Here is a 12,908-nt window from a genome sequence, read left to right on the forward strand (position 1 = left end):
TGCGGAGGCGGCCCTCAGCGCAGGAAGTTCAACGGCACCGCCTTCGCCATCGCCTCGGCGCCGGCGTCGTTCGGGTGGAGATGGTCGCCGCTGTCGTAACGGGCCAGGAGGCGCTGCGGGTCGGACGGATCACGCAGCGCCTTGTCGAAGTCGATGACGCCGTCGTACTCGCCGCTGGTCCTCAGCCAGCGGTTGAAGGTGGTGCGGGCGGCCTCGTTCCCGGGGCTGTAGAAGCCGAGGGTGTCGCCCTTGAACGGCAGGATCGTGCCTCCGTACGCCTTCAGCCCTCGCTCATGGGCCCGGGCGATCAGCTGGCGGTGTGCGTCGATGAGGTCGGCCGCGGAGACCCGTTCCGATTCCGGGGCCACCGTGCCGGGGTGGCCCAGGTCGTTCACGCCGAGGAGCACGACGAGATGGCCCGCTCCCGGCTGGGCGGCGACGTCGCGGTCGAAGCGGCGCAGGGCGCTCTGCCCGAAGTAGGCCGCGAAGTTCTCGGCGTCGGAGCCTGCGGGCGGATTCGGGTCGTGCAGCAGGCGGTTGCCGCTGATGCCCTCGTTGAGCACGCCTCGCGCGTCCGGCCCGTAGGCCGTGCGCAGGCGCCGGGCCAGGAAGTCGGGCCAGCGGTGATCGGCCCCCGGTTCGGTGTTCGCCCCGTCGGTGATGGAGTCGCCGAGGGTGACGACGGCCGACGCGCCCTGCGCCGGACCCGTGGTCACGCTCACGCCGGTCAGGAAGTACCAGCGGTCGTTCGTGGTGGTCGCTTCGATGTCGGTGTGCCCGGTGACGTTGCCGGCTGCGACATAGTTCTGCCGGAGGGCGAACGCGTGAAGCGTGGAGCCTGCCGTGCGCTCGGGCAGATGGATGCTCACCACGAGGTCGGACCCCGCGGGCACCCGCAGGGCGACCGGGTCACTGAGCAGGGGTGCGCCCGCCGGGATCGTCACCGAGGCGCGGCCGCCGAAGGTGAGCGGGCGGTCGGTGCGCGGGTCGATGCGCGACGCCGGGCCGCCGGTGGCCGGGCGGGCGACCCGGGCCTCGCCGATGACCAGCGGCCGGTCGCCGAACTCGTTCGACAGCCGGATGCGCAGCCGGTCGCCACCGATGCTGACGTGCACGGTCTGGCGCAGGGTCTGGTCCTCGAACGCCGTGGTGTCCGAAGCCGGCGTCTGCGTGGGCGTCGTGGCCCACGTCCCGGTCCAGGAGGGAGCGGGGGGCGCCGGGTGGTGGGCGGCCGCGGGCGCCGGCTGCGTCGCGGCGGTGGTCGGCTGTGCCGTGGCCAGCAGCAGGGCCCCGGTCAGCAGTGCCACGAGCCGGCCGCCGGTGCGGCGGGTCCGCAGCCGTACGAGGTGTTCTCTCATGCGGGACTCCTGTAAGGGTGAGGGGCGGGGCGCTTCGTCTCATGCACGGCGGGCCGGGCGCTCGAAGCGCCAGCCCCGGGACCTGAGTTCGGGCACGATGCGGTCGACGGCGGCCACCGTCTGGCTGCGGTCGCCTCCGCCGTCGTGCAGCAGGACCACGGAGCCGGGCGTGATCCCCTCCTCGATGCGGCGGACCAGTTCGTCCGTGCCCGGCGGCTCCCAGTCCCCGATCGCCAGCCGCCAGCCCAGCGGCTGCATCCCCAGGCTGTGTGCCACGTCCGGGCTCTGCCCCCAGCTTCCGTACGGTGCGCGGAAGTAGGGGATCCGTACGCCGGGAGCGGCTCGATGGATCTCGGCGTTGGTCCGCGCCAGGTCGGCCCGGATCTGCTCCGGCGACCAGGAGGACAGGTCCTCGTGACGCATGGTGTGGTTGCACAGCGTGTGGCCGCCCGCGACGATCGCGCGCACCAGCTCCGGGTGCTCCTTGACGTGTTCCCCCCACAGGCAGAACACCGCCTTGACGTGGTGCCTGCGCAGCACTTTCAGCAGCTGCGGGGTGTCGGTGGGATTCGGCCCGTCGTCGAAGGTCAGGGCGAGCGATCTGCCCCCGTGCCGGGTGGAGTCGACGATGCCGGTACCGGCCTGCTCGGCCTGCGCGGCACCCGTGGCCGTCAGCGCGCCCAGGCACAGCCCGCCGGTGAGCAGCAGGGGTGCCATACGGCGGGCCAGGCCCCGACTGCGGCGGGTACGCGGCGCCTCACCGGAGGCAGCGGTGGCTGTGGTGCTGTTGCTGGTGGTCAATGCCGGCCCCAATTCCGTGTGCCGACGGCTCGGCCCGTCCGGACCCAGGGGCCCGTGCGCCTCGTCGTCGTGCCGAAAGTTTCGGATGCGCTCGCGATCGAGCTGGGCGAACGTAGAGAGCGGTCCCCGCCGCCGTCAAGAGGGCCTCCACCTTCCGCTCTCACCATGTATGTGCAGGTGAGACGCCATTTCTCTCCGCTCACCGGCCTCGACACCGGCCGAAAAGGCGGCGGAAAACGCCACGCTGTCGGGCATCGGCACCCGTTCTCCCGACGTACGTCTGATGACCTGCGGCAACGCACCGTGGGAACGTCGCCTCACCACCCCACGGGACTTGTCCGGGACCGGAGGAGAAACATGCGTTCGTCGCACACTTTCGATCCCGAACTCGCCGCAGCGCTCGCGATGATGCCCGAGGTCGACATCACCGATCTGCCCGCCGCCCGAGCCGCACAGGCCCGGCAACTGGCGGCGGCCCTCGCCCTGTCGGACAGCTCCGGAGTCGACGTGGGCGAGCTCCTCGTCCCGGGCCCGCCCGGTGCCCCGGACGTGATGCTGCGCGTGTACCGGCCCCGGTGCCGCCCACGAGGGACGGACCCGCTGCCGGTCGTCTACGGCATCCACGGCGGCGGCTTCGTCCTCGGGTCACCGGACGTCGACCACGACTGGAACCTCCTGCTCTGCCGGGAGTTGGAGGTGCTCGTCGTGTCCGTCGACTACCGGCTCGCGCCCGAGCACCCCTTCCCGGCCGCCCTGGAGGACTGTTACGCGGGGCTGTGCGCGCTGACCGAACACGCCGCCGCTCTGGGTGTCCGGGCCGATCGCATCGCCCTGTGGGGGGACAGCGCCGGCGCCGGTCTGGCCGCCGCGCTGACGCTGCTCTGCCGGGACCGCGGCGGGCCCGCGGTCTGCTTCCAGCACCTGTGCAGCCCCGCACTCGACGACCGGCTGGAGACGCCGAGCGCCCGGTTGTTCACCGATACACCGGTGTGGAACCGGCACAACGCGCGCCTCAGCTGGGACGCCTATCTGGGGTCGGACGTACGGGCCACTGCCGCGGTCCCCGCTTACGCCGCCCCCGCACGGGCGACGGCCGGCGCCCTGACCGGGCTCCCGCCCGCGTACATCTCGGTCATGGAGTTCGATCCCCTGCGAGACGAGGGTGTCGACTACGCCCATGCCCTGACGAGCGCCTCCGTACCCACCCGGATCCGCATGCTCCCGGGGACCTTTCACGGAGCGTGGGCCGTGGAGCATGCCGCCGTCATACGGAACGCCACCGATGAGGCGATCGACGTGCTGGGTACGGCACTCGGACGGCGGTGACGTGATGGCGAGGGGCGTACGGGCGGAGGGAGTGCGGGCGAGGGGCGTACGGGCGAAGGGTGTACGGGCGAAGGGTGTGCGGGCGGCGGGCCGCCGTCAGACCCCGGTGGGGTCGTCCTCTTCCTCGTTCTCCGACAATCGCAGCGCGTACAGGGCTAGTTGGGCGCGGAATCGGTCCTGCGGATCGCGCAGGCTCCAGCCGAACTCCTTCTCCACGCGCGCCAGCCGGGCCGCCACTGAGCTGTGGTGCAGGTGGAGTCCGGCCGCCGCCTGCCGCAGCGTGCCCGTCCGGCAGAACGCGGCCAGGGCCGCCAGGAGGCCGTCACCCTGCCCGGCCCGCTCGCCGCAGGCCAGAGTGCCGAGCCGCCGTACGTCCTCCTGGGCCCGCAACCGCTCGGCCGGGATGTCCGCCAGGAGGACGACCGGCCCGAGCTCCCCGTGGTCGGCCACCGCGTCCTGCGGGGTGCCCGCCACCGCGAACCGCAGGGCGGCCCGTGCCTGCGCCCAGGAGGTCCGCGCGTCCAGCGGGCCCGTCCCGCCGCCGACACCCACCCGGACCCCCTGCGCGGGCCGACGGGCCGCACCCCGCTCCCGGTCGCGCGCCCTCAGTGCCTCCCGCAACTCCGCCGCCGCCCCGCCCCCGCCCGTACGCTGCACGAGCACCGCCCCCAGCGCCCCGACCCGGGCCACCCGGACCGTGCCCCGCAGCGCCCCTCGCCCCAGCAGTGCCACCGCCTCGACCCCGGCGTCCGCCCCGGGCCGCCCGGCCACCGCGACCACCCCCAGCTCCGCCTCCGGATCAAGGCCCAGCAGCCGCAGCGCGCGGGCCCGGTCCGGTGCGTCCTCCCGGCCGGACAGCACCAGTTCGACCAGGGCCGGATCAGCCGCACGGAGCGCCTGGGGCTGCCAGGGCCGGCCGGCCAGCACCCTCGCGGTGATGGCCATCCACTCCAGGACGAGCTCGTCGAACGGACCCTGGGCGCCCGTTCGTTCCAGCCACACGCCGCCCGTCGGCTCCAGGCCCACCCGCCCCGACACGGACCCGGGCGCTCCGGCCAGGGCCCTCCCGTCGGGCCCGAAACGTGCCGAGCGGCCGTCGGGGAGTTCGAGCCCCGCCGCACACCCGGCAAGACCCGCGGTGGACCGCGCCAGGGACACCGGGTCCGGACCGCTGCCGAGCAGCGCCTCGAAGTGGGCGATCACGCGCACGGCGGTGGCGGCGTCCGCGTCCAGCGCCGACAGCCGCAGCAGCAAACCCTTCACATCGGGCAGTCTAGGAAGGACAGGGACATGACCAACAGATCCACGACCGACGGATCCACCACCGAACGCTCCACGTACGCCGCGGATCCCGGAAGGCGGCCGGCACGAGCACTGCTCACCGCACTGCTCGGCTGTGTTCTACCTCTCCTGTCCGTACTCCTGTTGGCGGTGGCGCCTCCCGCCTCCGCCGCCTCCCTGACGGAGGTGACGGACTTCGGCAGCAATCCCAGCGGGCTGCGCATGCACCTGTACGTGCCGGCCGGTGCGGGCGAACGGCCCGCCGTCCTGGTGGCGGTGCACTACTGCACCGGGTCGGGTCCGGCCTTCTACTCCGGTACGGAGTTCGCCTCGCTCGCCGACCGGTACGGGTTCATCGTCATCTACCCCTCGGCGACCCGGAGCGGCAACTGCTTCGACGTCTCCTCCCCGCAGGCCCTGCGACGGGACGGCGGCAGCGACCCTGTAGGCATCAGGTCCATGGTGGGCTACGTCCAGCAGCACTACGGCTCCGACCCCGGCCGGGTCTTCGTCGCCGGAGCCTCCTCGGGCGCGATGATGACCAACGTCCTGCTGGGCAACTACCCGGATGTGTTCAAGGCGGGCGCCGCCTTCATGGGCGTACCGCATTCGTGCTTCGCCACCACCGACGGTTCGGGGTGGAACAGCGCCTGCGCCAACGGAACGGTGGACCGGACCCCGCAGCAGTGGGGCGGCCTGGTCCGGGCCGCGTACCCCGGCTACAGCGGTGCCCGGCCCCGGATGCAGCTCTGGCACGGCACGGAGGACGCCACGCTGCGGTACCCGAACCTCAACGAAGAGATCGACCAGTGGACCGACGTGCTGGGCGTGAGCCGGACACCCGCCTCCACCGACAGCCCGCAGTCCGGCTGGACCCGTACGCGCTACGGCAGCAGCGGTGCTCAGGCGCCGGTGGAGGCGATCAGCGTCCAGGGCGTGGGCCACAGCCTGCCGGCCTCCGGCATGGCGGCCCGGGCCATCGCCTTCTTCGGCCTGGACTCCTCCACGCCTACCGACCCGGGCCCCGGCACCGACCCCACCCCGGCGAACTGCAGGGTGGCGTACACCACCAGCGCCTGGAACACCGGACTGACCGCGACGATCACCCTCACCAACACCGGCACCACTCCCCTGACCGGCTGGTCCCTGGCCTTCACGTTGCCGACGGGCCAGACCATCACCTCCGGCTGGGGCGCCACCTACAGCCCGGCCGGCGGTGCGGTGACCGCCACGGGCCTCGCGTACAACGCGACGCTCGCGCCGGGGGCCGCCGTGCAGATCGGCTTCCAGGCGAACCACACGGGCAACACCGGGAAGCCGTCCGCGTTCACCGTCGGCGGGGCGGCCTGCGGCACGGGCTGACCGAGCACACCTGTCCCTGGGGCCGTCCGCACCGGTGCCGGTGTCCGGGCCGGATCCTCAACTCCTGCTCAGGGCACCACCGAGGAGAGGCAGCAGGCGGTCCCAGTGATGCTGCAGGGCACGGGCGTCGAAGGCGTCCGTGTCGGACATGGTGAAGCCGTGGGCGGTGCCGGGGTAGATCTCGGAGGTGTAGCCCACCCCCGCGGTGTCCAGGGCCTGGTTGATCCCGTCGAGGGCATCCGGCGTCAAGTCGCCCTCGGCGTGGCCGAAATGGACCTCGGCGGTCAGCTTCGCGAGGCTGTCGGTCCCGTCGGCGCCCACGGGTCCGTGGAACGCGGCGACGGCGGCCACCCGCCCGGGGTGGGCCACGGCGGTGCGCGTCGCCAGCAGACCGCCGATGCAGTAGCCGGTCACGGCGACCGGTCCGGCACCCGCCTCGGGCCGGGAAGCGAGAAAGCCGAGGTAGGCGTCGGCATCGCGCAGGGTGCGTTCCGCGGTGTGTGCCTCGATCAAGGGCATCAGCTGGGCGAAGACCGCGGGCCGGTCCTCCTCCCCGATGTGCTCGGGCAGCTCGATCACCGGTGTGGGGCCGTTCCGGTAGAAGATGTTGGGGACGAGCACGTAGTACCCGTGTCGGGCCAGTTCGCAGGCCATGTCCCGCAGTACGGGCCGGATACCGAAGCCGTCCGGGTACATCAGCACCCCCGGGTGCCGCTCACCGTCGTCGGGAAAGGCGGCGAAGGCGTCGGCCCGGCCGTCCTCGGTGGGGATGTGCAGCGTCTCGGTGCGCATGATCTTCTCCTGTGGTGGTTGACGGGTCGGGCCTGATCAACACGGCAGGAGGAGGGGCCCGGCCGGCCGCGCCGGGTCCTCGACCGGACGACGGGGCGCAACCGGCCCGTGCGGACCGCAAGGGCCCGTCGGGCCGCCGATCCGTGTGGAGCGCGCCGCCGTCCCGGTGGTCATCGCCGCGCACCCCGGCCGGGCCGGCCCTCCCCGGTCCCGCGTGACTCCCGGCACCGTCCAGCTGCGCGGACCTGGCGCGGACGGTACGGACCCCCGGTCCGCCCCGCAATCGTCAACGCCCCCGCAGCAGACCGGCGTCCAGCGCGACCACCACCGCACGCGTGCGGTCGTTGACGTCGAGCTTGGCGAAGATCCGCAGCAGGTGGGTCTTCACCGTGGCCTCGCCGATGAACAGCCGGCGGCCGATCTCCACGTTGGACAGGCCGTCCGCGACCGCCCGGAGCACCTCGGACTCGCGGGCGGTCAGGGTGACGGGTGCGGGCCGCCGCATCCTGGCCACCAGACGCTGCGCCACCCGCGGGGCGAGGACCGTCTCGCCCCGTGACGCGGAGTGGATCGCCTCCACCAGCTGCTCGCGGGTGGCGTCCTTGAGGAGGTAGCCGGTCGCGCCCGCCTCGACGCCCCGCTCGATGTCCGAGTCGGTGTCGTACGTCGTCAGGATCAGTACCCGGGTGGGGGCGTCGCCCGCGACGATCTCCAGGGTGGCGCCCACCCCGTCCAGGACCGGCATCCGCAGGTCCAGAAGCGCCACATCGGGGCGCAGTTGCCCGACCAGACGCACCGCCTCGCGGCCGTCGCCCGCCTCGCCGACGATCTCGACGGTGGGTTCCGAGGACAGCAGCGCGACCAGTCCGGCGCGCATCACCGTGTGGTCGTCGGCCAGGATGATCCGCAGGGGTGGGGTGGTCGTCTCTGCCGTCATGTCACTCCTGACCGTCGAGGGCGAGCGGGATGGTGGCGAGGATCCGGGTGCCGTCGCCGAGGGAGCTGGTGACGGTCAGGCCGCCGCCGAACTCGGCCAGCCGTTTGCGCATACCGTCCAGACCGAAGCCGTGGGAGTCCTCGACGACGAACCCGCGTCCGTCGTCGGTGATCTCCAGCTCGACGGCGCCGGGCCCGTGCGCCAGGACCACGCCGACGGTCGTCGCGGACGCGTGCTTGCGGACGTTGGCCAGCGACTCCTGGGTGCAGCGCAGCAGGGCGATCCTGGTCGGCTGGTCGCACGCGATGTCGGCGAGGTCCGCCGTGACGTCGAGTCCGGTGTCCTCGGTGAAGCGGTCCAGGGTCCGGCGCAGCGTCGCGGAGACGGATCCGGGGGCCACTCCGCTGCTGGGGGCGGCGCCGACCAGGACCCGGGCCTCGGCGAGGTTCTCCCGGGCCGTCTGCTCGATGGACTGGAGCTGCCGGCCGCTGCGGTGGACGTCAACGGACAGCTGCGACCTGGCAGCCTCGGCGAGCACGATGATGGAGGCGAAGCCCTGGGCGAGGGTGTCGTGGATCTCCCGTGCCAGCCGTTCACGTTCCTCCGCCGCGCCCTGGCGCTGGTAGGCCTCGGCCAGTTCCCGCTGGGTGCTCTTCAACTCGGCGCGCAGGGCGGCTCGTTCGTCGCGCTGGGCCAGGGCGCGGGGCGTCAGCAGCGCCATCACGACGGCGACCGCCCAGACGCCGAGGGAGGAGAGGCTGTTGCCGAGGAACGCATCCGCCTGACCGCCTTCACGGAGGCTGCCGCCGATCGTGATCCCCAGGGCGCCGAGGCCGGTGAAGAGGATCGCGCCCCGGGGGCTGTCGGCGAAGACGATGAACTGCGTGAGCATCACCGTGTAGAAGACCCCGTAGCCGTCGCCCAGGTACGACAGGCCGCCGAGCACGGCAACGAGCAGACAGAGATAGGCGTACGGCCCCCGGACCCGGGCACCGGGCCGGATCCGGACCAGCGTGTAGCAGAGGGCGAGTACGGCCGTCAGCGCGAGGATCCCGGTCTTACGGTCGGCCGGGGTATCGCCCACGACCGTGATCAGGACGACCAGGGCGAGGAGGGCCCAGGACAGGCCCTCCCACCCGTGGAGCACCCAGATCCAGACCGGGTCGCCGCGCTGAGGCCGTTGAAGCATGCCCGTCAGACTACGTGGGGGAGCGGCCGGCCGGCCTGGGCGGACGGGTCCTCGGGCGACGTGCGGCGGGAACGTCGCAGGGGCCGCCAGGCGCGCTCGCCGAGGAGGAGCAGGGCCGACGGCAGGATCATCATCCGGATGACCACGGCGTCCAGCAGGACGGCCACCGCGAGGCAGAAGCCCATCTGCTTCATCTCGGTGAGGTGCAGGAAGACGAAGGCCGCGAAGATCGTGACCATGACCAGCGCCGCGCTCGTCACCACCTTGGCCGAGCGGGCGATGCCGTCGACCACGGCCTCGCGGGCCGGCATGCCGTGGTCCATGGCCTCCTTGATCCGGCTGACGACGAAGACCTGGTAGTCCATCGAGAGGCCGAAGAGGAGCACGAAGAGGAAGAGCGGCACCCTGGAGGCGATGGCGCCCAGCGAGTCGAAGTCCAGCAGCCCCTCCGCCCAGGTGCCCTGGAAGACGAGGACGAGTGCGCCCAGCGCGGCTGCTGCGGACAGCAGGTTCAGTACGACCCCGAGCAGGCCGACGACGACCGAGCGGAACACCACCGCCGTGGTCAGGAAGGTGAGCAGCAGGAGGAATCCGATCACCAGCGGCAGCTTGCTCCGCTCGTGGTGCACATAGTCCTGCCCTCGGGCCACGTCGCCGCTGACCGCCACGTCCACCGCCGTCAACTCGCCCAACGTCTGAGGGATGTAGCGGTCGCGCAGGTGGTTGAGCGACGCGATCGCCTCGTCTGCGGGCGCCGGGTGCGGCACCGCCAGTTCCAGCACGCTGATCCGGCCGTCGGCGGAGGTGCGCACCACGGGGTCCCCGGTACGGGCGAAGAGCTGGTCCCCCTGAGCGGTCCGGCCGAGCTCGGCCAGCGCCCTCCTGACCTCGGGGGCCCGCTCCGCGGTGCTGCGGGCCACCACCTCGTGCTTGACCAGGAGTTCGGGGTACGCCGCCGTCAGCCGGTCGTAGACCTGCATGGCCGGGATGTCGCGGGAGAAGGTGTCCTTGCCCGGGTCGACGAGCCTGAGGCCCAGCGCGGGCGCCGCCACGGCGAGCATCACCAGGACCGATACGCCGAGGGTGATCGCGGGGTGGCGCTGCGCGGGGCGCATGAGCGCGCCGAAGACGCGGCCGTTCTCGGGCTTCGCCGCCTTCGTACGGGCCGGCACACCGCGCTTCGCCAGGCGGGCGGCCTTCCTCCCGGCACGGCGTTCGGCGCGGTGGCCGAGCTTCACGAGCAGGGCGGGCAGCACGGTGAGCGAGCTGAGCACGGCCACGGCCACCACGAGGACGGTGCCGGTCGCGAGCGAGGAGAAGATGACGTCGGTGGCCAGGTAGAGGGTGGCGGTGCAGACGATCACCGCGAGTCCGGAGACCACCACGGCCCGGCCCGCGGTCGCCGCGGCGAGTTCCACGAGGGCCTCGGAGCTGAGCCGGCCGGCCGCGCGCGCCCGCTCCTCGCGCTCGCGCTTGAGGTAGAAGAGCGTGTAGTCGACGCCGACCGCGAGTCCCATGAGCAGGATCATGTTGGTCCCGACGCCGGGGTCGGGCATCAGGTGCGAGGCCAGCATGGCCAGACCCATCGTCGCGGCGATCGAGGAGAGCGCCAGGAGCAGCGGCACGCCGGCCATGACCACCGAGCCGAACACGACCAGCAGGATGACGAGTGTCACCGGCAGGGAGAGCCGCTCGGACAGTGCGAGGTCGTCGCCGCGCTGGTCGTTGACGCCCTTGCTGATGGCGGGCGAGCCGGTCTCCTCCACGATCAGCTCCGGGTGGGCGGCGGCCACCTGCGCGGTCCTGTCGAGGAGCGGGACGACGTTCTTCCTGGCGTCGAGCTCGGCGCCCTTCATGACCACGGTCACCCGCAGGGCCGTGCCGTCCTTCGAGCGGACGGGCGGCGCCACACTGTCCACCTCGGACAGGGCGTCCATGCGGTCCGTGAGCTCGCGGGCCGCTGCGGCGGCCTGTCGCGTGTCCAGGGGGCCGGACCTGGCCCGGATCAGGACGTGTTCGGTGGGCCGGCGCTGGAGGCCGCCGTCGGTGGCCATCGACTCGGCGCGCCCCGCCTCGCCGACCCAGAAGTCCTTGGTGGTGGCGGGGTTGTTGCCGGCGGTGATGCCCGCGCCGAGGCACAGCAGCACGAAGACGAACCAGCCGACGATCGCGCGCCAGGGATGCCGGGCGCTCCAACGGGCCATACGTACGGGTCGCATTCTCATGCGTCCATGCTGGTTCGCGGGGCCCCTCGCCCGGCAGCCTCGACCGGTGGAACCCCGTGTCCACCGACCGGTGGACACGGGCCCGGGGGCCTGCCCCCGGAGCGACCCCGGCCGGGCCGGGTCAGAGGCGGGCTTCCAGACGGGCCTTCGCCTCGGGCCATTCGTCGGCGAGCAGCGAGAAGTAGACCGTGTCGCGCCAGGTGCCGTCGGGGCGACGGCGATGGCGGCGCAGCACCCCCTCGCGCCGGGCTCCGAGCCGCGTGATCGCCTGCTGGGAACGGACGTTGAGGTGGTCGGTCTTCAACTGCACGCGCCCCATACCGAGTTCGTCGAAGGCGTGGCCGATCAGGAGCAGCTTCGTCTCGGTGTTCACCGCCGAGCGCCAGTGGGCGCGGCCGTACCACGTAGAGCCGATCTCCAGCCGTTCGTGGGCCGTGTCGATGTCCATGTACGTGGTCCAGCCGACCGCCCGGCCGCTCGCGCGGTGAACGACGGCGAACGGGACGTACATCCCTCGCCGCGCGTCCGCCAGCAGGGCCGCGAGCTTCTCGCCGAGCTCCTCCGCGCTGTGCGGGGTCGGCCCGCCCTGCCAGCGCCAGACCTCGTCGTCGCCACCACCGGCGGCGAAGAGGTCGTCGAGATGGTCCGGGGACAGCGGTTCGACGCTGACGTGACGGCCGGTCAGGGTCACGGGGAGCGGGGTCGTGGCAGGCATGCCGGAATGCTAACCCATTTCGAACTAGGCATAAATCAGGTATGCACTAGTGCGAAGTCCGGTCAGGGCTCTCCGCGTCCTCCGTGCCCGTCCGTGCCTGGCGGAGCGCCGCCGCAGCGGCCCGGATCGCGGGCAGTTCCGCGTACAGCGCCTCGCCGGGACAGTTGGTCTGGTACGCGTCGCGGTGGCCCGAGATGACGTGGAGCACGGCCGCCTTGCCCTTCGCGTACCTGCTGGCGTCGTTCGTCGAGACCAGGCGCACCGTGCCGCGCGGATCGGACCCGGGCCGCAGCTTCCACGCGGCCACCTCGGCGAGCGCCCGGACGACGGCCCTGGGCACCTCGGCCCCTCGCCCGTAGTTGCCGAGCACGGCTATGCCCACGCTGTCGGCGTTGAAGCCGGTGGTGTGCGCACCGCGGACCTGGCGCGTGATGCCGCCGGCCCGGCCCTCGTAGATCGTGCCGCACCGGTCGACGAGGAAGTTGTAGCCGATGTCGTCCCAGCCGTTGCCCTTGATATGGGCCTCCTCGACCGCCCGCAGCATGCGCGGCACCTCGGCACAGTCGTAGGTGTTGGACTCCCCCGTGTGATGGATGAAGACCGCCCGCACGGCACCCGTGTAGACCGCGTGCTCCCGCACCATGCCCTCGTCCGCGTGCCAGGCCGCCCGGGTGACGATCGTCGGCTGCGGCACTCCGCGCAGCCGCTCCTGCACCGGGGCCTTCGGCGGAGGCAGCGCGAAGCGCACCGGGGCGTCCCGCAGAACCAGGAGGGAGAGCGGGAGGACCGCGGCGGCCGGCCAGAGTCGGTGACGGAGCCACATGGGACCACCCTGCGGCCTGTGTGTCCGACGCGCAGATACGGTGGCCGATCGGGTGAAACCGCTGGTCCGCCCGGCGCGCCGGGCAAGGGCGGCAGCCCC

At 72.7% G+C, this 12,908-nt stretch carries 11 protein-coding genes; 2 read left to right on the forward strand and 9 right to left on the reverse strand.

The genetic code is table 11. The features are described from left to right. Window positions 1–14: 14 nt before the first annotated feature. On the reverse strand, window positions 15–1,358 hold the full coding sequence (locus tag ABZ434_RS14510) for an SGNH/GDSL hydrolase family protein (protein ID WP_359135447.1): 1,344 nt from the start codon (window positions 1,356–1,358) through the stop codon (window positions 15–17). A gap of 39 nt (window positions 1,359–1,397) precedes the next feature. Next, complete coding sequence (locus ABZ434_RS14515) at window positions 1,398–2,159, reverse strand: polysaccharide deacetylase family protein (RefSeq protein WP_359135449.1); 762 nt, start codon at window positions 2,157–2,159, stop codon at window positions 1,398–1,400. 357 nt (window positions 2,160–2,516) lie between these two features. Between ABZ434_RS14515 and ABZ434_RS14520 the strand changes: the two genes are divergently transcribed. Beyond that, a complete protein-coding gene (locus ABZ434_RS14520) occupies window positions 2,517–3,485 on the forward strand; it encodes an alpha/beta hydrolase (protein WP_359135451.1) in 969 nt (322 codons plus the stop codon). 96 nt (window positions 3,486–3,581) lie between these two features. On the opposite strand, the gene ABZ434_RS14525 is transcribed toward ABZ434_RS14520, so the two are convergent. After that, window positions 3,582–4,748: a helix-turn-helix domain-containing protein gene (locus ABZ434_RS14525; RefSeq protein ID WP_359135453.1), complete on the reverse strand. Its 1,167-nt coding sequence runs from the start codon at window positions 4,746–4,748 to the stop codon at window positions 3,582–3,584. 27 nt (window positions 4,749–4,775) lie between these two features. Between ABZ434_RS14525 and ABZ434_RS14530 the strand changes: the two genes are divergently transcribed. After that, window positions 4,776–6,128, forward strand: coding sequence for a PHB depolymerase family esterase (locus tag ABZ434_RS14530; protein WP_359135455.1), 1,353 nt, complete (start codon window positions 4,776–4,778; stop codon window positions 6,126–6,128). 57 nt (window positions 6,129–6,185) lie between these two features. Here the strand turns inward: ABZ434_RS14530 and ABZ434_RS14535 are convergent, their stop codons facing one another. The 6 genes from ABZ434_RS14535 to ABZ434_RS14560 all read right to left on the reverse strand — a co-directional run bounded on the left by ABZ434_RS14535 (window position 6,186) and on the right by ABZ434_RS14560 (window position 12,809). Then, a complete protein-coding gene (locus ABZ434_RS14535) occupies window positions 6,186–6,920 on the reverse strand; it encodes a dienelactone hydrolase family protein (protein ID WP_359135457.1) in 735 nt (244 codons plus the stop codon). A gap of 286 nt (window positions 6,921–7,206) precedes the next feature. Beyond that, entirely contained in the window at window positions 7,207–7,857 is a 651-nt protein-coding gene (locus tag ABZ434_RS14540) for a response regulator transcription factor (RefSeq protein WP_359135459.1), read from the reverse strand. A gap of 1 nt (window position 7,858) precedes the next feature. Continuing rightward, a complete protein-coding gene (locus tag ABZ434_RS14545) occupies window positions 7,859–9,046 on the reverse strand; it encodes a sensor histidine kinase (protein ID WP_359135461.1) in 1,188 nt (395 codons plus the stop codon). Window positions 9,047–9,051: 5 nt separating this feature from the next. Then, window positions 9,052–11,271 carry an MMPL family transporter gene (locus ABZ434_RS14550; RefSeq protein WP_359135462.1) on the reverse strand — a complete coding sequence of 740 codons (2,220 nt, stop codon included), beginning with the start codon at window positions 11,269–11,271 and terminating at the stop codon, window positions 9,052–9,054. Between the two features lie 121 nt (window positions 11,272–11,392). Then, entirely contained in the window at window positions 11,393–11,986 is a 594-nt protein-coding gene (locus ABZ434_RS14555; RefSeq protein WP_359135464.1) for a GNAT family protein, read from the reverse strand. Between the two features lie 46 nt (window positions 11,987–12,032). Next, on the reverse strand, window positions 12,033–12,809 hold the full coding sequence (locus ABZ434_RS14560) for a peptidoglycan recognition protein (protein WP_359135466.1): 777 nt from the start codon (window positions 12,807–12,809) through the stop codon (window positions 12,033–12,035). Window positions 12,810–12,908 lie beyond the last annotated feature (99 nt).

The organism is Streptomyces sp. NPDC005761 (genome assembly GCF_040630635.1).
GTDB lineage: Bacteria > Actinomycetota > Actinomycetes > Streptomycetales > Streptomycetaceae > Streptomyces.

Excerpts from the sequence above, each read along its gene's own strand:
- ABZ434_RS14510 (WP_359135447.1), bottom strand. The coding sequence starts at position 1,358 with ATGAGAGAACACCTCGTACGGCTGCGGACCCGCCGCACCGGCGGCCGG.
- ABZ434_RS14520 (WP_359135451.1), top strand. The coding sequence starts at position 2,517 with ATGCGTTCGTCGCACACTTTCGATCCCGAACTCGCCGCAGCGCTCGCG.
- ABZ434_RS14530 (WP_359135455.1), top strand. The coding sequence starts at position 4,776 with ATGACCAACAGATCCACGACCGACGGATCCACCACCGAACGCTCCACG.
- ABZ434_RS14535 (WP_359135457.1), bottom strand. The coding sequence starts at position 6,920 with ATGCGCACCGAGACGCTGCACATCCCCACCGAGGACGGCCGGGCCGAC.
- ABZ434_RS14540 (WP_359135459.1), bottom strand. The coding sequence starts at position 7,857 with ATGACGGCAGAGACGACCACCCCACCCCTGCGGATCATCCTGGCCGAC.
- ABZ434_RS14545 (WP_359135461.1), bottom strand. The coding sequence starts at position 9,046 with ATGCTTCAACGGCCTCAGCGCGGCGACCCGGTCTGGATCTGGGTGCTC.
- ABZ434_RS14550 (WP_359135462.1), bottom strand. The coding sequence starts at position 11,271 with ATGAGAATGCGACCCGTACGTATGGCCCGTTGGAGCGCCCGGCATCCC.
- ABZ434_RS14555 (WP_359135464.1), bottom strand. The coding sequence starts at position 11,986 with ATGCCTGCCACGACCCCGCTCCCCGTGACCCTGACCGGCCGTCACGTC.
- ABZ434_RS14560 (WP_359135466.1), bottom strand. The coding sequence starts at position 12,809 with ATGTGGCTCCGTCACCGACTCTGGCCGGCCGCCGCGGTCCTCCCGCTC.